Source organism: Methanosphaera sp. ISO3-F5, assembly GCF_034480035.2.
Taxonomy (GTDB): Archaea; Methanobacteriota; Methanobacteria; order Methanobacteriales; family Methanobacteriaceae; genus Methanosphaera.
In genome coordinates this window covers 1,515,291-1,540,884 of record NZ_CP118753.2, presented here as the reverse complement: position 1 = coordinate 1,540,884, position 25,594 = coordinate 1,515,291, and the positions used below count along the sequence as shown (strand labels likewise).

The following is a 25,594-nucleotide window of genomic DNA, read 5'->3' as shown; positions in this document are numbered from 1 at the left end:
CATATCTTTCAATGATAATAATTATTGAATAAACTATAACTCTATATATTATCAATCAAATAAATTAATATATAAATACTAATTTAATGTAAATTTATTCTAGTAATTATTTAACAAAAAGGGGAACAAACAATGTTTGATAAAGTATTAATCGCAAACCGTGGAGAAATAGCAATACGAGTTATGCGTGCATGTAAAGAATTAGATGTAGATACAGTGGCAATTTATTCAGATACTGATGAAACCGCTTTATTTACTAAATATGCTGACGAAGCAAAACCATTAAACTCATCAATACTAGCACAATCATACCTTGATATTGATAAAATTATAGACATAGCAATTGAAACAGGTGCAGATGCAATACATCCAGGTTACGGATTCCTATCAGAAAATCCAGCACTTGGAGAAAGATGTGATGAAAATAATATAACATTAATTGGACCAAGAAAAAATGCAATAGAATCTATGGGAGATAAAATAACTTCAAAACAATTAATGGAAAAAGTTGGAGTACCAACAGTACCTGGGGATAAAGAAGGAATCACAGATGTTGAAGTTGCTAAAAAAAGAGCAAAAGAAATAGGATACCCAGTAATTATTAAATCATCCGCAGGAGGTGGAGGAATAGGAATGAGAGTAGTATATGAAGAGGATGAACTAGCTCGTGCTATAGAAACTACTCAAAACCTAGCACAATCCACATTTGGTGATGGAACAGTATATATAGAAAAATATATTGAAAGACCAAGACACATAGAATTCCAGGTACTAGCAGATAATCATGGAAACACAATACATGTATGTGACCGTGAATGCTCAATCCAGAGAAGACATCAGAAACTAATAGAAGAAGCACCATCACCAATCATGACTGAAGAACTAAGAGAAAGGATGGGTGAATCAGCAATTAAGGCCGCAAAAAGTGTAGATTATAATAGTGCAGGAACAGTAGAGTTCATGTACTCCAATGGAGAATATTACTTCTTGGAAATGAATACACGTATACAGGTAGAACACCCAATTACTGAAGCAATAACAGGAATAGATCTGGTAAAACAACAGATAAAAGTAGCTGCAGGGGATAAATTAGAATTTAATCAGGATGATGTTAAAGTAAATGGACATGCAATTGAATGTCGTATCAATGCAGAAGATCCATTAAATGATTTTGTACCAAGTCCGGGAAGACTAGTAGGTTATCGTTCACCTGGGGGTATAGGTATAAGAATGGATAGTGGAGTATACACAGGATACACAATCCCATCAATATATGATTCAATGATAGCAAAATTAATTGTTCATGCAAACAATAGGCCAGAAGCAATAGCACGTATGAAAAGAGCATTAAATGAATTCATTGTAGTGGGAGTTCCAACAACAATACCATTCCATAAAGCATTAATGAAAAACAAAAACTTCCAAGATGCAAATCTACACACGAGCTTTATTGAAGAAAATAAAAGAGAACTGGTTGCAGATATAGAAAGAGTAGTTAAAGAAGATGAAGAAAAAATAAGCGAGTTAAATGCTACATTCTTACCTAATAAAAAAGTAGCTGCAATTAGTACAAGCGTAAATACATATATGCAGAGAATATTGGAAGATCAAAAAAGGTAAAAGTAATATGAAACCCCTTTTTGATATATTTTTTTTTAATAAAAATTGAAATTAAACTATTGCTATAAGTAGTTCTATTTAAAATTTTTCATAAAAAATCAGAATTTCAATATTTACCAGATAAATTTTTCTTTACCAAATTTAGAAATAAATAACTTTTTTTAATACTAAATAAAGATGTAGTCAGAATGTGTGGTGATGAATTTTCAGTTACTTTTTAGCAAAAAAGTAATACTTTTTTAATTCTTTTTAAATGTTAATTTTTACTAGTTTTATTCGCCCCTTGGGGCGTGTTTTAAAAAATAAGCGATAATAAAGTTTTTATAGTAAAAAGGAGAGATATTATATTATGAAAGTACAAAATAACTCTCCTATTATTAATTATGTTGGTCATCAACTTAAACTTGACGGTTTTTTTAGTGAACCATTGGTTGATGTTATTAGAAAAGATAATACTGATGATGAATGTGTAAATTTATTATCTGTTGATTGTAAAGATTTGATTGTAGATTATTTGGATAATTATTTTGATGATGATCTTCCAGTTTCCTGTGCTGAGGATTATGTGAAATCTAAGCTATCTCGGATTGCGGATAATTTGAAAGTTTTTGAAACTAAAGATGGTGTTGTTTTTACTCAATTTAGGAGTTATTGTCCTCATTGTGGTTCTAAACATGTTGTTGAAGATGGTTATTATCCTAAAAAGCTTGTTTTAAATGTTTTTGGTAATGTTGATGCTCGTATTAAACGTTATGAATGTCGTAATTGTGGTAAAGGTTTTTCTGCAGATATTAGCAGTGTAGTTGATAGAAAATTCAGTGTTTCCAAGCGTATTATGAAGATAATACAGAATTATTATGCTATTTGTGGTACTCCCGTTCGTAGAATACAGGAGATCATGAAAAGAATACATAATGTATGCGTATCTTATCAGGAAGTACAGGACATTATAGTCGATTATATTATTAAATATGAGTCTAATTTGGAAACTTATTCTGGATATTATGTGTTTGATAGTTTATGGGTTAAAATAGATGAAATTAGTGATAATTATGTTTATTTCTTTGCATTATTTGATGTACATCATAGAACATTGGTGGATTATAAAATAGTTGAAGAAGAAAATAGTACGGAAGTTTATAATTTCTTACGAAATGCTACTCTTAATCAACCCCGTAAAGCAATTACAACTGACTTACATATTGCTTATCGAAAACCAATACAAGATTTAGGATTCAAACACCAATTTTGTGAATTCCACACCAAACAAAACATCAACAAATACTTATATAATCATGTAAAAGAGAACAATATCTCAAAAAAGACTCATAAGGAATATAAAAAATATTTAGAAGAAATTTATCAAATTTATGAATCAAACAATAGATTTGAAGTTTTAGATATATTGGATAATCTCTCTGGTAGGCGTGAAGAGTTTCCGGATGTTATTAATGAGATTATTGATAAAAAGATTCGTCCTTATTCTCGTTATTTAACTATGTTTCTTGAAGATAGTTTTATTGAACGTACTAGTAATTGGATTGAACGTATTTTTGGTGATCTTGCACCGAAATCTTTAAAAAATAAATTTAAAACATTACGTGGATTTTTATCTAGACTAAATTTGAAGCTTGAAAGATGGGATTCTCGAAATGCATTTTTATGATGGAAAAGGTAACTTCACCACACATTTTGACAACACCTAAATAAACCATAAGTTTATATATAGTATAAAATTACAAGGGAGTAACTTTATACGAAGGTTTTGACATAACAATAACAAGTGTTAGTAATACTAATGTTTCAACATAAAAGTAAAAAAAAATCTAATAAAATGTTGATCTAAAAAAAAGAAAAGAAGTCAGTTACAAACTGTAACCAACAACATCATTGAACAAATCCCTTCCCATTGTCATAATTAATGATTTCTCTAGGGTCTGTGATGTCATACTTGTACCTTAACTCATTGATTTCGACTTGTACGTCTATGAGGATGGGGTCTTGTTTTTGTGTGTATAGTCTGTTTACGATTTGTTGTGCTTTTTCTAGTTTTTCTGCCATTAGTTCTTGTGTGATGTGGTCTTCGATGGTGAGTAGGTGTTGTTGTAGTAGTTCGATGTCTGCTTTGTTGTCATGGTAGGTGGTTATTAGTTTTTGTAGTGTTTCTTCATTCATACATATTGCCTCCAAATTGGTTTTTATATTTTTTCTACGATGCACACGCTTTTCTGCGATATGCCACGTATGTAACTTGTCTCCGTGCTCATAGTACGGCTCTCATTATATCCACAGTAGGCGGGACTATTGCACTTGTCACCGAGACTGTTTCGGATAATTAATCCACTAGTGTTGGTGTTTACTGTTTTTATGTGTTCGTAGTGGCCGTAACGGTTACGGTAGAGTAGGTGAATGAATGCAAACTTGTTAGGACTGCTTATTATTTCTCCTATTTTCTTGTATTGTTCTTTTTGTGTACTGCCTAGGTCTGATAGGTTTTTCCATGTTACTTTTAGCTTGATTCCTTCATTTTTTGCTATTTTGGCTAGGGCGGTTTCTATTCCCCAGTGACCGGTTCCGGCAGTTGTGGTTCCTGCATATCCTCCGATGGTTCTTTGTGAGTAACCAGTTATTCCAAATGTTCGGATTCCTTGTTGTATGGAGAAGCATGCACAATGATAACCTGTTATTTGGCCTCCACAATCTCCTCCTCGTCTTTCACATAGGTGAGTGTTGGTGTATATTCCATTACTGGTTGTGCTACGATTGTTATTTGTGCCACTATTAGTGTTCTGGTTAGTGAGTAATGATTTGTATGTTACCTTGCCCACTACTCCATCTTGTAATAAATTGTGTTTTGCTTGGTATTGTTTCACACTATTAAAGGTGAGTGTACCGTATAATCCATCAACTGTTCCAGTATAATAACCAAGTTGTTTTAGTCGGTTTTGTACTAACTTCACATATACATTGTTACTGCCTTTTTTCAAATCCTGAGATAATGATTGATACTGGTGTAGTGACTTACAGGTTTCACTACCAACCCATCCATCAACAGTTAGTCCTAGGATTCTCTGATACTCTTTAACAGCATTACTAGTAACACTATCAAACTTGCCATCAATACTACCTTCATAACAACCATACCCTCTTAATAATTCTTGTAATTCTTTTACTTCTGTTCCACTACTTCCATTCTTTAATTTAATCTTACTGCAATCAAATGTCATCGTAATCTTCCTCCCACCATGTTTGAAAACCACTTAATTGGTCTAAAACTTCACTATAACTACCATCATAACGAATAGAACGGTCATCTATGTATGCTACTGCTTGAGGCTTTGTTATAGTTACTGCATACACATACTTATCAAGCTCATATTCTCTTAACCATTCTCTTACTTTCTTATTGTCTCTGCAAGTGAAGATTACTACATTATACTCCTCACTTAATTTCTGTAAAAACTGTTCAACTCCTTTGATTGGCTGGGGGAGATGATTTTCTCCCTTCCACCCCTCGTATTGATTTAATACTCCGTCGTAATCTACTGCCACTATTGGCTTGTTGTTTGTTTTTGTTTTTTTCATATTTTCACTCCATTTTCAATTAGTATTTTATTTAATTCTTTTTGTCTCTCTTTTACTTTCATGTATCTTTTTTGACCATTGGGAGACAGTATGTCCTTATTTTTGATGAGGTGTCTTAGTTGTATCGTGTTATGTAGGTATTCTTGTATGTATTCTTTAATTTGTTTATCGGTTGGTTTTTCTTGTTCTTGTTGTCTTTTTTGTCCTTTAATCCATGTTCTTTGTGAGGGTTCTTGTTCTGCCTCGTGTGTGGTCTTCCATATCCAATTAACCATATTAACCATTTCCTGTTCCTTTTCTTATTCCTTCATCTGCGAATGGTCTTTCCCATGCTCCGCCCATACTTTTAAAGAATGTATTGATCTTCTGTTTCCATTCTTCAGTAATTTTCCAGTTTAATTTTACAAAAGTATGAGCACCAGTAGCTGAACCATTCAAATTAGTATATGGATTCCAACCAGTCATTAGTTTCCCATAATAAGTATATTTAGAAGTGGTTCTATCCCCTGCACTGTTTGCTACAAGAATTTGCTGATTGTGTTTGCTCCTCATAGTTAATGCAATATAATGGAAGTCAATATGCCATATACACGGTCTCCCCGCATCTAGCTCTGATAATGCAGTACTCATTCCACCCTTATTGTGAGCACTGAATCCTCGTTCATTGAACATATCCCTTAGCTGGCCAGGACTTCTTGTTGGTAGATCAACTTCAGGGTGATAGTGCATTAATACCTGAGTACAAACACTTAAGCTCGTAGGTCCACAATCATATTCTCCATTTTGTTTGTCAGCACAGAACCAAATAGTAGTTTTTCCACTACTATTCTTCCATTCTACCCATGTATCTCCGCATTTTGTCCGTTTGTTCTGGAAATCAATTACATATGATTGAGGCCATTCTCCTCGTCTATGATTTACCTTGTAAAAATGTATGCTTTCTACTACACTGTTCCATTGTTGCCTTTCACATACATTCCACGTGTTTGTGTCCTCACTTTCAAATGCTGTGTAATTACTTAGTTTATAATTATTAAATTGCATTGTTTGACTGTCTCTGTCATATACTGCTCTGAACTGAGCATAAGTCAAATTATATGACCTGTTAGTATCTACAAATACGAAGTTTTTGTCTCCAATCTGCATTGCAGCTATTTGTGGGACTCCGTTCACTGGAGGTATAACTTTGTGGAATGGGTGTCCTTTTTCTACATTAGTAACTGGTGTTGGAGTATTTGGTAACGGTGTTGGACTAGGATTTACTGTTGGGTCTGTTGGTGTAGTGGTTGTTGTCGTGGTTGTTGTATTTGTATTAGTTTCTGGTGCTTCACGAATTATATTATCTACAAAGACTGTTCGTTTCTCTGTCTTTGTTAGTTTTCCATTGTTATATGTTTCGGTTGTAATTACTCGTTTTACATGCTTATTGTCTGGTGTTGTACCGTTTGTGTCTGTGTGGCTTGTACCATCACTGTAACTCGTGGTTATCTTTGTTTGTATTAATCTTTCCTTGAATACTTGACTACTATCACTGTAATTGTAGATGTGTATTGTCTTTGTACTGCTACTGTGTTCTTTGTCTCCTGCAAATTTCATAGTAGCTGTATACTCTCCCTTATATGGTAACTCTGGGAGTATGTGGAATGCACCGTTTCTGTCTGTTTTTGCTCGGATTACTTTTTCATAATGAGGAGTTGTATATGTTTGTGTTATTGTCCTTGTTGTTATTGTTTTCGTGGTTCCATCTGTGTTGGTTGTTGTAGTATTAGTGGCTGGTGTTATTGTGGGATTTTCAGGGTCTGGGTTTTTTATGTTTGTATCTGTATTGTTATCATTAGTGTTCGTGTTCCCCGTGCCATCATCAAACAATTCAATGATTCTCTGTGCAATCAATTCACCAGTATAATCTGCTCGTTCTGGGTTACGATGTTGGTTACTACTCTGATTCACTGCATAAATTTTATTATCTTCACAAAACTTTTTCAGGTTGTAAAAATATCCTCCGGTGGGAACATCAGTAGTAGGACTTCGCATTTTCACTTTATTGTAACATGTGCCGTCTGGTCGTGTAAAGTCACAACTATCATAAAATGCTGCAAAAATAACATCATTTCCTAAGTTTCTGAAACGAGTTCCTTGCCAATCATAATTGGTGAATGATACTTCACGGAGGTTGGTAGGGTCTACACCGTTCACTAATCCTATTAAGATTATATCCTTTATTCCATCTTCCTCTAGGTCTCTGAAAGTTCTTGAGTAACAATTAGGTCCTATCTCTTTACCCTCAGGTCTTGACACTACATTTATTCCAGCATTTCGTAGTTTGGTTATTACAGTGTTCCTAATTGTTGAGTTTTTGTTACTTGTATTGTCCATTGTGAAGTATACTTTTCGTTTCTTGTTGAGCTTGTTAGGATATTGTACTGTCATACTATTCTGCCTCCAGTTGTTTCTTAGTGAAATACGATACTACAAGTATTTGATTGCTACTTCCGGACGGTGCAATGTTTTTCGCATTACTTATCATTGTTACCATGTTGTCTATAGTGGTTGTACTGTATGGATTGTTTGTTGCATTGTTTGTTAGTGTGTTGTAATTGTCTTTTATGTTATTTCCTGTTCCTAGTATGTTCATGTATTCAATATTTTCACCATCAACACTATATAAGAGGACAGGATAATAACTAGAATTATGAGTGCTTGTATTATTTAAGGAATTGCCTCTAGCATAAGCGAACATTAGTGTGTAATTATAATTATCTCGGTACTGTTTTCCCAGATACTGTTTGATGTTTGCCTTCGTGTTACTTACAATCCAAGTATTTAGGAATGAACTATTATTTTTCGTTGCTTTGTTTTTTATCATCGTAGCAATACTGTCTAATGAATCTCCACTCGTTAGGAAGTCATTAGGACTATATGCCAAACCTAAGTTAAATAATATTGTAGCAACTGCATATCCTGTCATATAATTAGTATTCTCTGCCTTACAAGGACTGAACCAATCATACACTCCTACTCGTTCAAGGTCCGTGTTAAAATGTTCATAATACTTCAAAGTATTACTTTTTTCAGATACTGTAACTGTCTTATTACTACTCTTATCCTTTGTTCCCATAAAGGAGTACATATAAGCATAACTTATTGCTCGCAGATAGTGCATACTTATTTCATACTCTTTTCCATCAGTTGCAATAACAGTAGTATACATGTTCATAATGTTTGTGTTTAGGTCATTATCCAATATGCTTTGTATTGTTTCCTGTATTGCAGTTCTCACAATATCAAACTTGAATTTGTACTCCATAAGGCTCGGATCAAAATAAGTGGTTGTAACTGTTTTTGCTTCAATTTCTGTAACACTTGCCATATTCTTGGAAGTGTTTTCAATAATAGTCATGGACTTCCTATCTCCTGTAGCATTGAACCACCGACCACCTGTAGAATCATAAAAAGCATTAATTGCTTGTTTTACACTACTCCACTTCATCCACTCCGTCTGCATAGGAATAAGAGTTTTCGTAGGTTCATAAGCATACAATGGATTATAGATAGGAAGGTTCGTATCATATACTCTAACCATCAAAGCACCGTCATTTACAGTATGGTGAGTATACCAATCTGAGAGTATAATTGCATGTGAGCCCTCGTTTGTTTTTTTATAATAGTTTTGGTAGTAATCATCACCAAGATTGGCTGGATTAATACTTAAACTAATTACCTGATTATTTTTAAGGTAATTTTTGACATTGTCCTCTGTTGCTTCAACTCTGGTTATTTTAAATCCTAATTCTTCCATTACTCTTTCAGCATCACCACGATAAGTTCCTCCTTCAGATGTTCCCATTTTCTTTGCAAGATACCATTCTGGATAATAATTTCTGAAATAACTTGTAGCATTACTCATACTCGCAGGGAGACAAGTAGGACCATTCTGAGCTTCACTACTACAAAGTCGTGTCCTAACACCTAATTCTTTCTGTTTCCAGAAATTTCTTTCAAGCTCTGCAAGATATACAAACCATGCAACATAATATTTCTTGGATGCTTCATAGTTTGCCTGAGTTCTTATTTCGTCTTTAACATTAGAGAACCAGTGGCATTCTATTGTGGAATCATAGTATCCTTGTCCTAGTTTTTCTTCCTGTGAACCTTCACTCATTTGCTCATTATTGATATATAATTGGTTTCGTGCATAATATAATGCAATAGCCCAATCCACAGGTACTTTGTATATTTTTCCTTGCACATCTTTCACTCTGTAATCGTTGTCGACAACACCTTCTGAAGTTATTTTCGTGTTTCTCATTACTTTACCAAGTCTTTCAATCTCTGAATTACTAAATAAGTATGTTTCAGTTTCTGGGTCAAATTTGGAGTAACTTTGTTGTACATTTTTGTTTTCTTCTGTAGTGTGTTCATCATACCCTTTAACTAATCGTATACTGATAGTTATGTTCTTGTTGGTTAATACTGTGTCATCTCCACCAGTTAATACTCCTCCTATTTCTGGTATTAGGTCTTTTGTACTGATTATTACATTTTCGCTTGTTATCTTGCTAGTATATTGTTTGTATATGCTTGTTACATCTGTTTCTATCTTGATCTTATTCTCACCAGGGAGGTGGAGGTTCTTAGTTGTTTCTGTTATCCTACAGGGAACATAATAGTTAAAGTTGGGTACTCTTACTTCTAATTTTTGATGTACCTTGTATTGCAGGTTCTGTAATCCCAGTAATTGTTGTATGTCTTTCACTTCAATTTTTAATTCAAATTTGGGAGCTAATTTTCCAAGGAGTTTTGTTGCTAAGGTATTATAAACACTTTCCATCTGTGTCTCACTAGTGGTACTCGTACAGACTTTGAATTTACCGTTGTCCTTCTCATGATTATATATATGTACTCTGTTATATTCGGAGGGTGAATCTCCCTCATAGTACATATGCAAATCACCTGACCTCTTAGTAAAAGGTGCATTCCAAGTAGCAGTTTTAACCAAGTTCCCATCCTTATCTTCCTTAATTATCATAGGGATTTCTTCACCAGTTTGCACCTCATAAGCAAGCCATTCCTCTAATAATTCATCACCAGTTTTCTGATTGGTTAAAGTAGGAATAGTTGATGTACTTGAACCTGTGCCTGTATTTTCTGCTCCTTCTGATGATGCTATGGCTTCTAATATTTCCTTAATTTGTTTAGTGTTTGCATTATTTCCCTTAGTATTGTTTCCTGCTTTTGATACAATAAGACTAGATACATCACTACTTTCAAGATTTGACATTTCTTCTACACTTACAGTGCTTTTATTAACATTGAATATTGGTGCTATTGCATTGTAAGTGTTTTCTTCACTCTTAGTGAATTCTAAGCTGTCAAGATTATAATTAAGGTCTAATATGTCAGTAGGAGCTATAAATACTTCCTTATCTGTATCTTTAAGATTTAATGTTCTTTTAACAGTATTTCCAGTATTAGTGTACTCTGTGAAGAATACTCGTTCTGTTTGCTCCTCTATCATACGAAGTAAACTCATACGAGTCATTATTCCCTCTGGTGATACTTTCTTATTTCCTGCATTTAATGTATCAATTGTACCAATGTCATAATAAGCTCCAAACCATTCATCAAGGTTCTTTTTATTCACATCAAAAACAGAAGCAGAGGGGAAACTGATTACATCATAATTCAGTTCCGTTAATACCTCTTCTGCTTCTACTGTAACAGTATTTTTGTCCCAGAAGTCTATTTCGTATTCTGTGTTGATAACATAAAGGCAGCTGGTAATTCCATTAATACTAGGAATGTATATTTTGTTTCCTTGTTCGTACCATTGTTTTTCAGCTTCTTCTATGAGGTTGTTTTCGTAAGGATAGGTGAGTGTTATTTTTCTACATGTGTTCAGGCTTGTTTTTTCTTCTACTTTGCATAGGTCAGGGTCAAGCCATCGTATCATTTTTTCATCTTCATTCAAGATTATAATGTTCGGTATAATACTCATACTGTTACCTCCTTACATTAAATGATACACTACGAACAGTCCCAGTGGTACTGCTAAAAGCATATTCACCTTTCAAGCGGAACCACGTACTATTATAATCAACACTACTGCTTATATTAGTATTTCCTAGCATAACCGTCCTATTCTCAGAATCAATAGTGATAATACTATCCTCCTTGATCTTATTATTATTCACAATAAATTCCTGTCCTAGATTTTTCTCAGTTATAACTAGTTTTCCTGCTGTATCTGCCTTGTATACTATAACTGGTTTGATGAATATTGTACTCCTTGCTTGTCCATGTGCTCCAGTAATTGTTTCTTGTATTGCATATGTTGTGCCATCGGGTATTTCTAGTTTAATTTTTGCATAATAACTGTTTCCTTTGATTTCGTCATCAAAACTATCTACTCTTACAAATCTGAATTCTCGGTCTGGAATGTGGTCAAATACTAATTTTTTAAGTATTGGTTTGTTACTGTTTAATTCTCGTTCATTTGTGAATAGATCAACAATTCTGTCAATCAAGTAAAATGTATTCTTGAGATTGCATTCAGGCACTACAATCTTAATACTTATATCCTTACTTTCCACATTCAAACGATTAATGATAGTGTTGTCTGTTCCTGGAACTTGATACAATGTTCTTTCATTTTTTGTACCACTATTGTGTTCTACATCAGTCACAACAAACCCGTAATATTGGCTTTTTTCACCATCAACTGACAATCCATAACCACATTTGATAGGATTAACATACCGAACATTCATTCGTAGATTATTGATTTCTATTTTTGGTTTACTGCTATCTTGGTTAAATATTTGAAGTCTTACCTGTAGTGCGTTCATTCTTCCAACAAAATCTGAAGGTTTGAAACCAAACAAGTCATAAGCATCACCAGCACGTGCTGTTCCACTCCCTTTGGATATTATGATGTCTCTGGTTCCTCTTACACTCCAACCAAGATATAATTCAACGAGACAAGTAACCTCCTCAGATACATTGTAATCAAACAATACTTCTATTCCCAGTACACCTATATCTTGTTTTAATATTCCTCCATCGTTCCAATCATAGCAAGCAACTGGAACGGTTTTCTCTATGCTAGGTGTGAATTCTCCCCAACAATACTTAGAGTTACCACAAAGTGCCATTACTGGATAAATACGGAGGTCTCGTATAGGTGTTGTCGGATAATAACCTGTTTCCACGAGCCACGGCTCACTAAAATTCATTGTAACAAAAGGATTAACAGCATCCTCACTATAATCATGACTATACACTAAGTACAATGGATATTCTGCATTATAAGTGAATTTAACACTTCGTTCTTCACTTTTAGTGGTTGCCATCTTGTCGCACCAGATAATTTCACTTACAAATTCATCTTCATCTGCTGCTATTGCTTCACTATTATTATATACTCCTATTCTTAGATTGTCCCCGTGATCTTCTACTCCGTACTTATTGTTTTTGAGAATGTACTTGACTTGACTTCCGAAAGTATAGGGTATTCCATCTCCCATGTTCTGTGTATAGACTTCAGGTACTCTTATACGAGTGAATGCTAGTTGTCCGAGGTCTGCACCACGAGCGAGGAAATCCACTGTTACATCAGGACTTAAATGTTTTGTTTGACCTGTATTGGTTACAAATAAAGTCATTTTATAGGTTCCGGATTCTGGTGCTACAACTTTTAAAGGTATTTTGATAGTCATTTCGTCCCTGTTCTGTTCAAATCGTATCCAGTATTTGCTATTACTTGTATTGTATCCATCTGCAAGATAACCAGTGAAACTTAGATTGTTATTGTTAAGGGTTGCACCATTGGTTAATCCTATCCATAATGCTTTGTTTGTCTGTGAAGGGTCTACTATTTTGATTGTTGCATATGCTTTGTATTCTTTCCCTGCTGTGAGTGATACCTTATTCTTGTACAAATCTGTGGATACTGATACTGATATATCCTTGATTGTTAAATAGTTAGTAGTGCTTATTTTCGTTGTTACATCTGTTATAATACATTGCTTCGGACGGTTTTTGTTTTTTTCTGGTTGGAAATCATCACTAGGAGTAACTGCTTTACAAACATAGGATAAGTAATCAGTTTGACTACCTTCAGGCATGTTATGCTTCCAAGTTAATCTTTTGAATGTATAGTTTTCAAATTTTACTGTGCTCACTGTTACACTACCATCAGCAGTCCCTAATGCTGAGGGATTAACTCCCAATGGTAGATCAATGTAAGTGGTACGATTATATGCTGCATTACTAGTTTTCCGAATTGTACATGTTAATTCAAATTGTTCTCCTACTATAACTGGATTACTGCTAAAACTTGATTCAAGTGTTATTTTTGCACCGTTATCCTCATAATAAACTAGGAGGTAAACATCTTCAAGGTTAATATAACCTGGAGTTGTACTCTCATTCTGAGGAAATGCAATTTGTACACCGAATTGTGTACTATTGACCTGTGCTACTGTTACTCCCGTCCATGTTATTATATCTTCTATCTTGTTTTGACTTACTGCCTTTCCTGTTTTGTTTGCTTGATTAGTACCAAGAAGTTTTATTGTGGCTCCTCCAATGTCCGGATAATAACCTCCATTTATGAACTTCTGTGTTTTATAATGTAATTCCACTTTGGTTACACTGTAATTGTCGGACAAATCAAAACCAAAATTATTCAGAGTTAATGGTGCTGGTTGCTTGTATGTACCGTTTATTCCTGCTATTAGGTTGTCGCTACCATGACAAGTTGCAAGTCCATTCGCTGTTTTGAGGTTGTCTAGTCCTCCCCAGCACTTGTATTGTTTGTCATCTCCTCCACAAGTGTATCCAGCTGTTATTTCTATTTTCTGTGAATACTTTTTAACAGTTGCCATTATTCAACCACCTCGAATTGAACTTTGTACCTGTAACCAAATGAATCACTACCTTCACCTTCTAAGTAATGGTAATATCCTGCATTTTTTCCAATGTAGAATATTAACTGTATTGTATCTCCTACTTGACAAGTATTAGGTACTGTGAATTTTGTATACAAAGGACCATCGTATAAAGAGGAAGTTCCATTTATGTAAGCATTTGCAGTGTCTGTTTCGTTTCCATCATTTATTTTGTAATGTAATTCAGTATTAAGTCCTCCAATGTCCTCATATACATAGTTTTCAATTTGTGTTTCTGTTTTATTCTTATCTGAATCATGCAGTCTTAATGCTTTGTATTCTGTTACAAAGTAGATTGTTTGACCTTTTTTGACTGTTCCAAGAGTTGCAGGAGTATTAATACCACCATTATATATCCTTCCTCCTACTATTACTGTTGAAAGGATACCGTTAGTGTCGTCATGGTCTACTCTGATAGTATAAGCACCATAGTAATTGTCAGGTACTGTTGGATATGCACTGCTTATATTGTAGTTTGCACTATCTTGAATGACTGGTACAGCATATATTCCACTTCTGCGGACATGAAGGTTCATTGACGGTTTTTCTTTACTGCTTGCTTTGTATTTGCTTGTTCCCTTATATGTTGCTATTAGTGTGTAACCTGTGTAATAGAGGTAACCTGTATTTTTCATTGCAGTGAATAATGAATCTAAGTTGATGTTCTGTCTATTTATTGTTAGGTTTCCAGTTGTATTTGCAAGATTATATGTTCCGATTGTCTGTGTTACATTCTGTTTTTCCTGTTTAAGTTGTAGGACAAGGTTTCCCTCATTGACTACTGCGTTATTGTTTGCATTTGTTACCTTGATCTGTTTGCTTCCACTGTCTGTAATATAATCAATTATATCACCGTCGGAAATGTTAATCTCTGTGGTTATTTTTCCAACCGTTACCTCTACTTGAGTGCTAACTGACTTGTATAACTTGCTTCCACTATACACAATATCCACATAGTAACTAGCAATATAATCTTCAACGAAAGTGAAGGTTGCTAATCCTTTGTTGTCTCCACTGCTTGTATCAACTGCAACTCTTCCGTATACATCATCACCTACTTTGAAAGTTACTGTTCCACTATCTACAGCTTCATCATCATCATTTAATACCCTTACCCTTAATTCTACACCTTTGCCACTCTCGGTAGTGTATGTTGTTGCTCTACGAACAATATGAGGAGTATATTTTTCAATGACATTCACATGTACTGTTTTACTCGTATCCATGTAAATACCGTTTGCTTTTTCAATATAATCTATTTTCAGGTCATGATTTCCTAAGGTGTTGTTTGTATACTGGATTATGGCTTCTCTGTTACTGTCAAGGTCATATGTTCCAATTACAATGTTATTCTCACTTATTTGTACACTTCCTCCATCTACAAGGATATCATGCTCATTAGCATCCACAACTCTTACCTTAAATTCAAGAGTATTACCTTGTACCACTTCATAATTCGTTGTTCTTGTTATAATTGCAGCATCTAATCCTACTACTGTAATTGTGAATTCCTTAGTAGCACTATCAACTAAACTATTCCCCTTGTATTCTAGAAGATAATCATACACATTAGGCAAATTAAAGTTTTGTATGAAACTACATTGACCATTTGCTAGTGTTGCAACATCAATAGATACTCCCTCACGATACAATTCCAATACTCCATCCATATCATTATCAAACTCATCTTGTACGTGTGGGAAAATGTAAATATTTGAATTAATTTGTTGAGTGAGATCATATACATGAGTTATTTTTACTTTGAGTTTTCTAACACTGAAACTTCCAGTTATCGGGTCGCATGGTTTGTATCCCTTTTTACTGTTACCGTTGTATTCTATGCTGTACTCGTGCTTTCCGAGATGTGTTGGTTCATAGGATACACTAGCAAAACCAGTAGCATTAGTTGTTACTGTGTTACATTCGCCTCGTATATAAATGTCTATTTTCTCATTAGCAAGGTTTGCGACTGGTTCTCCGTTTTCTAGTTTGTATAAATGTACAACTATTGTTCCAGGATGTAATGCAACCCATTCCTCTGGTGGAGTTGGTGTTATACTTTTTAAGCTAATTCCTACATCTATCCAGTTGCCGTTTAGGTTTATTGTCTTGACTGTGGTGTCTTTGAACTTAGTATCTGTTCCATTGCTTCTTTTAGTATGGTAGTCCTCGAAGTGACTGTATTCTGTTAATCTGTCAATGTGAGGTAATATTTCCCCTTGACTCCTTGCCTTTTTCGGTCTTATTGTTTTTGTTTTCATATTCTTTTTTCACCCCCAAAATAAAGGTAAAAGGGTGGGAGAATAGGGGGCTAGATGTGCCTACTATACTCTCCCAAAATCTTCTGTTTAACTCGCTTATCCATCGCCTGGAATTCACGATTACTTACAAGTTCCTTGATTACATCACGACTATTCAACAAGTCACGAATCAATTGTATCAGGCTTTCCTCATCAATGCCCTCTGGTACATTGGCGAGGTTTATTTCGTGTTGTATTGTGATGGTTCCTTCTTGTGTGAGTGTTGCCTCCAACTCGCCATTATTGTTATTGGTGGTTTCTTGTTGATCAACAACCACACTTAGTAAGTCCTTGATGTCAGACAATATACTCTTAGTACCATTACTACTATGATTCACATCATAAACCAAACTCTTACTAGACCTGATAGTATTATCAAAGGACGCACCCTCCAAACCAACATCAGAATAAGCCTGCTCAATACCACGTTGAACCATAGCACTAGCATAAGCAGCCTGACCAATCACATTATCAGCCCTATTACTACCAAGACCAAATTGAGCCCAGAAACCATTCCACATATCCCACGCTAACTGCTTCATAGCAGCCACGAGTGAACCAACTTTGTTCTCAATAGCTCGTTTCACACCATCGAGGGCGTCTTTTACTGCGTCAATAATCTTAAACTCTTCAATGAATCGTCTTAATGATTGTTTAGCAGCATCTTTTAATTGTTCAATGTGCTCGCCTGCCCATTGCTTAGCCTTTGCTAATGCTTGCATGAGCCAATCCCACAACTTACCCGGGAGAGTACTAATCCAATGAATAAAACCATTTATAGCATCAAGTGCTGCTTGTTTGAACTTGGCTACCATTTGGCTAGCCCAGTTTACTACTCTTAGGAAAGCATTCCAAAGCCAAGCCCACAATCTGCCTGGAAGTGTGCTAATCCATTGTATGAATCCGTTCACTGCTTGCATAGCACCATTTGCCAATCCCATAATGAATTGCCATAACCATTGCCATAACATAGTGAGTACTCCACCAAATACGACATTCAAGTTATTAAAGATTTCTAGGAACATCTGACCAATATTTGTGATAGTATCCCATATAAGCGTAAACAATGCTTGTCCTACTACAGTGAAGAATCCCACAATATCTCCCTGCATAAGCAAACTAAAAGCTTCTGCCAAACTAATAATGAAATTCACCAGATTCGAGATAATATTCACAATCAATGATATAACAGGTACAAGAATACTTGCCACTACTTCTATGATTGTTACTATGTGTGTGATGATTGCTTCCAAGGCTTTGCCCAGTACCCATATAACTGCACTGAGCCAGTCAAAGTTATCAGCTGCGTCACCAGTAATACCAAACACTGCTAATAAATCCTTTGCCAGTCTACCGAGTACCTGCATTAAATGATTAAAGGTACTGCCAAGTGGTGCAAGTATCTTTTTCAATCTATCCCAAGCAGTTATAAGATTGTTCTTGATTGCCGCAGCCACACTATCCATGACTTTTCGTACTCCCTCATTCGTATCATACAGATGTTTCAATACTGCAATAAGTGCTATTACTGCTGCAACAATCAATAACGGCCAGAGTATCGCAGATAATGAAAGTCCTAATGTTTCAATTGTCATAAGGATAGGGGCAAGTATGGTTAATACACTAATAACACCTAATAATGCAATACCAAAACCTACAATAGCGGTAGTTAGCCACGGTGCATTTTTGTGCATTTCAAGGAAGAAACCAAGAACAGCATTCAAGACAGGTAATACTATTTCACCAATACTACGACCTACACCTTCGATTGCTAATTGTAACCTTTCTTGTTGTCCTTCAAAACTGTTAAGGTATTCCTGCATTTCTGGTTTTGTATCCAGTACTTTCATCAGTGCATTTGTGTAACCGTCCACATCACTTGCAGCTCCACTCCAACCATTAGCCCGTAACTGTTCCTCAGTGATACCAAGGTTTCTTTTAAGTAGCATGAAGTTACCGTTAAGTCCATCATAAGCTTTACTCATCATAGTTGCAGCAGTTTCTCCATCTTTTCCCATTGCCCTTGCTAGTGTACCAATCTTGTTTAGTACTGCTGGTGTTTTTTCCAGTTGAGCATTGGTTAGGTTGTATTTGATTCCGATTTGTTGTACTGCTTGTGCAACCTTAGTGAATCCTACAATACCTCCACTAGTTGCACTGGTAATTGCTTTATTCAGTCTTTGTGTAGCAGCTTCACTTCCGGTGATGCTGGTTGTTACAGCATTCAGTTTTTGTCTTGCAACAGCAGCTCCAATTGTGAACTTACTGATACTTGTTACTCCTACTGCTCCGAATGCTCCCATAATAGCACTTTGCACACCACTAAGACCACCTACAAGAGCGTTCATACGAGTACCTACACCACTTAGTTTAGCTTGGAATGCACTAATCTTAGCAGATGCCTGAGTAAATGCCATTCCAATTTTTGTACCAAGTGTTCCGAACCGTGAGTTAAGACTGCTTGTAACTTGTGCAGTTCTACTCATCTCACCATTTAATGTCATCAGACCCGCATTAGATACCTTTACTTCTACTGGTGTGCTATTTACTTTGTTTCTCCGGTCGATGATTTTATCCATCATCAAGACTTGATTGTTTAATGCACTGCCGTCTCCACCAACTCGCATATTCACTACAGAATTGTTTTTCAGGTTTTGTAAGTCTCTTAGTATGACCTTAATTTGACCATCAGCAGTTTTCATTTCTGTTAAGTCAAATCTTGGTTTGGCACTGCTTTGATTTACAAGTTGTACCTTTCGTTTTAGTTCATCCACTTTCGCTTCTGCTGATACAAAACCACTCGTGTCTACTGTGGGCTTGGCTCTGCTACTCTGGATATGCTGCATAAGGTTCTGCCATTTGCTACGAATGGTTTCGGCTGCATTCATAAATGGTTGTGCAATCTGACTACTACTAATACTTCGACCTACACTGCTCCCACTTATAGTGTTTCGTATCGTGTTCCATACATTGCTTACTTTGTTTCGTAAATTGTCGTAAGCACTGCCGATACGGTTTATGCTACTTGTGGCTGTGGCACTGCTACTACTTGCCGTGCTTCCGGTTTGTCTGATTGTATTATTAACTTGCCTTATCTTATCACTTAGCATGTCTTTAGCATTAATAATTACTTGTAGTGTTTCTGTACTAACCATAATCCTCGTTTACCTCCCCTTCAATTATTATGTATATGCCTAAAAAAAATAGGAGAAACAAGAGGTACTATCTATACTTCTTGCTTCTCCTACGAAGTTTATCCATTTCCTTTTTACTTTTTTCATCTCCACCAAGCATATCAGAATACACCTTCATCACACCATAATCAATAAACAATGCTTGGTCTGGTGTGAGGTCATAGTAGTTTTCACTGAATACATGATACCCAATGAACTCCATGTGTGCAAGGTGTATTCCCTCCGGAGATTCTACTGCTTTTTTATAGCATTTTCAGTTTCACCTGTTAATGCTTCTATCACTTTCTTATCGTCAGTATCAATTATGCCATTTACACGTTTTAATTCACTGACCAATGGGTCGTATAAATCGTATAATTCGTCGATGTCTTTTTCTTCTATTTCTGTTCCATCATCTTTTAGGAATGATCTTCTTATTAGGTAGTGTTCTGCTCTTTTACTTGCTTGTGTCATCTTTTGTATGTTCATGTTTGCTTTTTGTGTGCTGTTTTTTCCGAACTGTGTTTGTACTGTTCCTAGTCCTTCATTGGTTAGGTTGTCATATTGTTCTCTTTCACTTACGGTTAATAATCGGACTGTTTCTGTGTAGTCTTTTATTTTTATTGTTGCTTCTCCTTTTGTTAATTGTTTTATGTTTTCAAATGACATTTTTTATCATCTCCGGTATATGTTTGGTATAAAAAAAAATATTATTATTGGATGTTATGAAAAAAAAGTAAAAAAAAGAAATAATTTTCCTACTTTTATAGTTGTTATTCAAGTATATCTGGTCCTACACGAGGAGAACTAGTAATAACTCTTATATAGAGACTAGTTTTCTTCTTAGTAGTACCATCAGCCATCATAACCTGCTCCGTATTAAACGGTTTAAGTTTCAAAGTTGCTTCAAGTACATTACTATCCGCCTCAATAGGTTCAAGAGTCACACGGCACTTCGGCATCTTAAAGGTAATTGATTCATCAGGGTCAATACAACTCTGAGCAGCCACAACAACAGGTTTAGTAAACTCTTTACAAGGTTTGTAAGTGTTCCAACCATCCTCGTTAGGATTATACTCGTTGTGCATAGCACCAGCTATAAACTCATAATTACGACGATTCCACTTAGTAACTGCTTCTGCTTCAACATTACAATTCTCCATAATAGGCTTAAAACCATAAGTAATACTACCCAGACAACGTGCATCATCACCAGTCTGATGATTATTTTCTATTGTGAGTTTAAAGTCGTTGAAACAGTTACTGCTACTGTTCATACCATCCTCGGGGTCTCCTATTTGTACTGTGTAATCATAACCTACAAGTGGTAATGTTTTTAGCATGTTAAAGTTGTTACGGTAACTTTCAAGTGCTATTTTCTTGATTGCTTCATTCTTGTAGATCATTGATAAATCTACTGTTGTCTTTTGCAGGTTTGCATCCCATTCCATACTGTCGAATATTCCTCCGAATATTCTTTTGAGTAGGAAGTCTCCACTGGTGAAGTCTGCGTTGAATGATGGTCTTTCCATTCTGTCTCCAATCCAGAATTCGTGTGTGTTTAATTTTCTTCCATCACTTGTTGCAGTGCCGGTGTTTTCTGTGAATTTGTATAATCCACAAACACCATAAAATACCGTTGGTGCACTCTTGGTATGAGCAGTAAGCGATAAATCTCCCTCTGGTTCAAAGTAACCATTACGGAATTCATCCAATCCATTACGTACATCTTCATCATCAAAGTCTTGTATGTTCAAGTCAGGACTGTGTCCATCATCGTGCAAATAAAATTGTGGTGATTTGTTCTTTTTGAACTGGTCTGTACCGTATGGGTCATTTGCATCTTCATATACTATTCCTGTATAATTAACCATTTTCGGTTGTACCTCCTTCTAATTGTTTTTGTCGGCGATAATAACATTCAAGCCAGTAAATGTCTATGTTGAATGTTATTCTGAATCCTTTTATGATAACATCATCTTCACGATTTATAGCATCAAGGTAACCATCATTATAACCCTCATCAATCACAAAGTAGTTAATAAAACCGTCCCGTTCAGTTTCAAATATGTTTCGCTGATAATTTTTCATGATAGCCATTATGGTCTTTGCTTGTAATTGTATCGCTTTTCGTTCGCTTGTATCCTCATCTATCATATCAACTATTATTGCAACTGTGAAGGGATAATCCATTGTTACATATGAATCACCCATAGTGAATGTTCTTGTTTCATCGTTTATCTGCCAGTTTTCTTTATGCACCCATATTTCATGACTTTGTACTGTTCCCTCAGTTCTGAAAGTCTGGCAGTAAGCGTCTATTTCTTCAAGCAATCCACCTTCTCGTATTTCACTTGTAATCCAATTACTAAATGTTTCTGGTATGAGTTGTAATGGTGTTACCATATCAACATAATATCCACTCATCTATTATTTCCCTCCACTTTTTCTTGTATTAGTATAAACAGCTGTTCTAAACAGGTTGGGTATACGTTTACGATAATTCATGAATCCTTTTTCAGCCATGTGTTGACCGGGTTGTCCTCTGTGGTTGGTGAAGTATACTTCCTCCTTGTCGATGATTGCACGCATTGGTCCACCGTTCCGGCTGAATATTCTGTGCCGTCTTGGTCCGAATATACCTGTTCCTTTTTCTACGAATACTGCGTATTCTCTGCTATTGCTTACTACTAGTCGGTCAGGGTATAGTTTTGGAGTCCAACTGTTCCTTAATTTTCCGCGTTGTACTGGTGTTTCGTCTTTGACTTCAGTGGTTAATGCTTCCTCTGATAAATTGAGAAAGGAACGAGTAACCTTTTCAGGTTGCCCGTTAAAAAATTTAAATTCTTCACCCAATCTTATCTCTATTTTCATTGAATATTCCCCTGCCTTTTACTGTTAGTATTCCGAATCCTAGGCTGTTACCAGTGCTTTCGCTCTTGTAATTGTCTAGTTCTTGTTTAATTTTTAATGGAAATATCTCGGATGGTATTGTTCCAATCGTCCAATCATTGATTTTCACTACACTGTGGCTTTTGTATGCAGCAGCTAAGGCACACATATTCGCAACAATACGGCTAGCTACATTGCGGTACACATAATACTTGGTTTCTTGTGCTGTGTATTCCTCGCTTGTCAATGGATTATTAGTGTAATCATTGATTAATGCTGTTGCTTCCAGTATCCATTTGCTTAATATTTCGTCTAGTTTTTCTGGTTGTGTTGCTTTGTCTAATCCTATTTTTTTGTGTGTTACTCTGCTTATATCTTTTACATCTTCTACTGTGCAGTACGGAGTAAGTGTCACGGGTGTTCACCTCCCAAAAATGCTATTACTTTTATTAAAGGATTAAATGGGGTAAAAAAATGATGGTATAATTATGGAAAACCATATCCTTTTTATACCATCATATTACACCCAGTCTTATGGTTGGTCATCACCAGATTTGCCAACAAGTCCCTCATAATCATCTGCACCAATCTTAAGTGCAACATTATAATCTGGTTGATTATATACTACAGCAGTATCAATTGTTTCATAGAACGTATCAGATGATGTGTCAGCATTACGTTTTGGTTCAATACCTGCTTCCCTACCCACAATAAGCTGAGTTTCCTGTGGATTAATAAGTAAAGCAGCACTGTCCCCACCATATACAAGTGTTTTCATGTCTGCTCTGTTAAGCGTTGGACTGACTTTAATAGGAATATTGTTCCAGAACAAGGTTTGTTCTTGTGATACCCATTCATACTTAGTTTCCTTTTTAGCATTAGTTATGTAATTGTAATAACCAAGGTATAGGTTGGTAGGTACATAGAATGTGTAATCGCTTGGAGTTCTAGCTTCTTCTGGAAGTGCATAGAACATGCTACTGAATACATCAACAGGATTATCAAAGTTCACATCAGAACCAGTTAATTGTACTCCTGCCTGTTTTACAAGACCATCTTGTCTACGATATTGTTTGTCTACACTATTTGCAAGTGTGGTATCAGACCATACACGAGCTGCATAAACTCCTCTGAATAATTTTTTACGGCTGATTTCTAATACTTTGTTTACAAGATCATCACCATACACGTTGGATAATCTTTGTCTGTCACTTATTGTAACACGTCTTCTTTGTGTGTAACATTTGATTTCTCTTACATCAATGTCAAATTCATCATCGGCAGGGTCACTGTCAAAGTAAAAGTTCTCTGGCAAGTGTCCGTCTTCTGTATCGTAGGTTCCATTGTCAAGGTTGTATATGTAACCTTTACCATGGTGTCCGGTCTGGTATCCACAATCTAGGAATATTGGTTCTTCTTGTATGAGCTTGGTTACAAAGGTACTGAATACATTAGTACTGAGTATTGCTTTGTTACTGTCATCTTCACCGAAACTGGCTTTGTACACTTCTGCTGCATACTTGTTGTTGAGTAATGATAAGAATACATCATTTTCATAGGTGCTGTGTAATCCTGTACCGGTGAGGTCTATGTCTTCGATGTTGATTCCTTTGGTACTCATACCGTTTTTGATTGCGTCGTATATTACGTCATCTTCGTTTCTTTTTATTGTCACTTTTTTATCCTCCTCTAGTTTTCCGCTTTTTCTGCTTTGTTGTGCACTTGGTTGTGCATAGATGATGGTATCGTCCTTGTTTTTCTTGGATTTGCCACCTTTGCCTTTTCTGGTTTTGGTTTTTGGTGGTTCGTCTCCTTCATCATCGGTGTTGTCTTCTTTTTTGTCTTCTGGTGTGGTGTCCTTTTCTGGTTTTTCGTCTTCATCTTCACCAGTTGCACCTTCACCTGTTGTGCCTTCGTCTGGGTCTTGGTTGATTGCAGGTGTTACACCATCATCACCAGTACCATCATCAACAAGGAGTGTGTCCTCATCACTAAGGCGTGGAGCAGTTCTTAAACTCTTAATAGCATTTAAAACTTCCTCTTGGTTAGTTTGCATGTCTTTTTTGAGTTCGTCCCTCATTTTCTCCACTTTTTCATCCATCATTGCTTCAATGTCTGCATCTTCAGTTGGTGTGTTATCTTGTTGTGTTTCACCTCTGAATTCGTTTACAGCATTTTTGAGGGAGTTAAGGAATTTATTATTAGCATTATCGTTATTTTCATTGTTTGACATTTTAGTTGCTCCTCCTACTTTTTTTATGCTTTGTTGGCAGAATTTGGCTTTGTTCACGCATGGAAACTTCACAACACTAACTGTTAATAGTACGGGGTTTTGTATGTCCCGTATTAGTGTTCTTTTACTGGATATTTTCTCGTTTATCCTTTCCATTTCCTTGGTGTAATCCTGTTTTCTGCTTTGTTTGGAGCTTACATTCTTGTAAATGTTTATTACTTCGTCTGCGTCCTCTTTCTCACTTACTGTTACACTGTATGCGACTATTTCTTTATTTTCTACTTCTTTGCATACTGTTTCATCATGAATATCAGTATCTAGCCATAGTGTGCCGGGTGGTACTGTTATATCGGTTCCGGTTACATCTTTGAATGTTAATTCTTTGTCTAGTGTGACCAGTCTGACTGGTTCCCCAATGTTTTCTAAGAAATAGTTGTTTTTTTGATTGGTGAATTGGTGTTGATAATCTACTATGTTATATGCTTTGAATGTTTGTTTGAGTTGATCTATTTTCTCTGCTGATAGTATTTCTTCACCATTTTTGTAGTCACAGTCTGGTGTGTCTGGTACGAGAATGGGTCCGCCTACTCTGATTGTCATAAGCGTTTGCTCCGTTAAATTTATTAGTTGTGGCGGTTAAAGGTATTATTATAAAGGAAACTATTCGGATAATTGGTTGTGTTTCCTTTGCTTTTGTCTTGTTTGTAATTTATTAATGAAAAAATGAAAAATTGTAAAAGTTAATAGGTTATAAATAAAAATAAAAGGGAGTAGAAAAGGGGGCGGTGAAGTGGGTTGTCTGTGGAGTTGCACCACAACAACAAAGTTAATACTCAGTGA

At 35.6% G+C, this 25,594-nt stretch carries 18 protein-coding genes; 2 read left to right on the top strand and 16 right to left on the bottom strand.

Annotated elements, in window-relative coordinates; genetic code table 11:
* The first annotated feature begins 132 nt into the window (after positions 1-132).
* The gene (locus tag PXD04_RS18475) at positions 133-1,620 is read left to right on the top strand and encodes an acetyl-CoA carboxylase biotin carboxylase subunit (protein ID WP_323736289.1); all 1,488 of its coding nucleotides are present in this window, start codon (positions 133-135) and stop codon (positions 1,618-1,620) included.
* A gap of 349 nt (positions 1,621-1,969) precedes the next feature.
* Positions 1,970-3,286, top strand: a complete 1,317-nt coding sequence (locus PXD04_RS18470) for a hypothetical protein (protein ID WP_323736288.1) — start codon at positions 1,970-1,972, stop codon at positions 3,284-3,286.
* Between the two features lie 221 nt (positions 3,287-3,507).
* On the opposite strand, the gene PXD04_RS18465 is transcribed toward PXD04_RS18470, so the two are convergent.
* From PXD04_RS18465 to PXD04_RS18390, 16 genes are all read right to left on the bottom strand, one after another.
* Positions 3,508-3,795: a hypothetical protein gene (locus tag PXD04_RS18465; RefSeq protein WP_323736287.1), complete on the bottom strand. Its 288-nt coding sequence runs from the start codon at positions 3,793-3,795 to the stop codon at positions 3,508-3,510.
* Positions 3,796-3,818: 23 nt separating this feature from the next.
* Entirely contained in the window at positions 3,819-4,847 is a 1,029-nt protein-coding gene (locus tag PXD04_RS18460; protein WP_323736286.1) for a peptidoglycan-binding protein, read from the bottom strand.
* On the bottom strand, positions 4,837-5,205 hold the full coding sequence (locus PXD04_RS18455) for a hypothetical protein (RefSeq protein WP_323736285.1): 369 nt from the start codon (positions 5,203-5,205) through the stop codon (positions 4,837-4,839). The genes PXD04_RS18460 and PXD04_RS18455 overlap by 11 nt, the downstream gene beginning before the upstream one ends.
* Positions 5,202-5,480: a hypothetical protein gene (locus PXD04_RS18450; protein WP_323736284.1), complete on the bottom strand. Its 279-nt coding sequence runs from the start codon at positions 5,478-5,480 to the stop codon at positions 5,202-5,204. The genes PXD04_RS18455 and PXD04_RS18450 overlap by 4 nt, the downstream gene beginning before the upstream one ends.
* Position 5,481: 1 nt before the next feature.
* On the bottom strand, positions 5,482-7,635 hold the full coding sequence (locus tag PXD04_RS18445) for a hypothetical protein (protein ID WP_323736283.1): 2,154 nt from the start codon (positions 7,633-7,635) through the stop codon (positions 5,482-5,484).
* Between the two features lies 1 nt (position 7,636).
* Positions 7,637-11,203 (bottom strand): hypothetical protein, encoded by a 3,567-nt coding sequence (locus PXD04_RS18440; RefSeq protein ID WP_323736282.1) that lies wholly within the window; start codon positions 11,201-11,203, stop codon positions 7,637-7,639.
* Positions 11,204-11,207: 4 nt separating this feature from the next.
* Positions 11,208-14,093, bottom strand: a complete 2,886-nt coding sequence (locus PXD04_RS18435; RefSeq protein WP_323736281.1) for a phage distal tail protein — start codon at positions 14,091-14,093, stop codon at positions 11,208-11,210.
* The gene (locus PXD04_RS18430) at positions 14,093-16,417 is read right to left on the bottom strand and encodes an Ig-like domain-containing protein (protein ID WP_323736280.1); all 2,325 of its coding nucleotides are present in this window, start codon (positions 16,415-16,417) and stop codon (positions 14,093-14,095) included. Before PXD04_RS18430 ends, PXD04_RS18435 begins: the two co-directional genes overlap by 1 nt.
* A gap of 50 nt (positions 16,418-16,467) precedes the next feature.
* Positions 16,468-19,611, bottom strand: coding sequence for a hypothetical protein (locus tag PXD04_RS18425; RefSeq protein ID WP_323736279.1), 3,144 nt, complete (start codon positions 19,609-19,611; stop codon positions 16,468-16,470).
* 67 nt (positions 19,612-19,678) lie between these two features.
* Positions 19,679-19,852 carry a hypothetical protein gene (locus PXD04_RS18420; RefSeq protein ID WP_323736278.1) on the bottom strand — a complete coding sequence of 58 codons (174 nt, stop codon included), beginning with the start codon at positions 19,850-19,852 and terminating at the stop codon, positions 19,679-19,681.
* A 29-nt stretch (positions 19,853-19,881) separates the two neighbouring features.
* Complete coding sequence (locus PXD04_RS18415; protein WP_323736277.1) at positions 19,882-20,298, bottom strand: hypothetical protein; 417 nt, start codon at positions 20,296-20,298, stop codon at positions 19,882-19,884.
* Positions 20,299-20,402: 104 nt separating this feature from the next.
* Complete coding sequence (locus PXD04_RS18410; RefSeq protein ID WP_323736276.1) at positions 20,403-21,503, bottom strand: hypothetical protein; 1,101 nt, start codon at positions 21,501-21,503, stop codon at positions 20,403-20,405.
* Complete coding sequence (locus PXD04_RS18405; RefSeq protein ID WP_323736275.1) at positions 21,496-22,056, bottom strand: hypothetical protein; 561 nt, start codon at positions 22,054-22,056, stop codon at positions 21,496-21,498. Before PXD04_RS18405 ends, PXD04_RS18410 begins: the two co-directional genes overlap by 8 nt.
* A 3-nt stretch (positions 22,057-22,059) precedes the next feature.
* Positions 22,060-22,503, bottom strand: a complete 444-nt coding sequence (locus PXD04_RS18400; RefSeq protein ID WP_323736274.1) for an HK97 gp10 family phage protein — start codon at positions 22,501-22,503, stop codon at positions 22,060-22,062.
* Positions 22,478-22,936 (bottom strand): hypothetical protein, encoded by a 459-nt coding sequence (locus PXD04_RS18395; protein WP_323736273.1) that lies wholly within the window; start codon positions 22,934-22,936, stop codon positions 22,478-22,480. Before PXD04_RS18395 ends, PXD04_RS18400 begins: the two co-directional genes overlap by 26 nt.
* A 117-nt stretch (positions 22,937-23,053) precedes the next feature.
* Positions 23,054-25,354: an XkdF-like putative serine protease domain-containing protein gene (locus PXD04_RS18390; protein ID WP_323736272.1), complete on the bottom strand. Its 2,301-nt coding sequence runs from the start codon at positions 25,352-25,354 to the stop codon at positions 23,054-23,056.
* Positions 25,355-25,594: the final 240 nt, after the last annotated feature.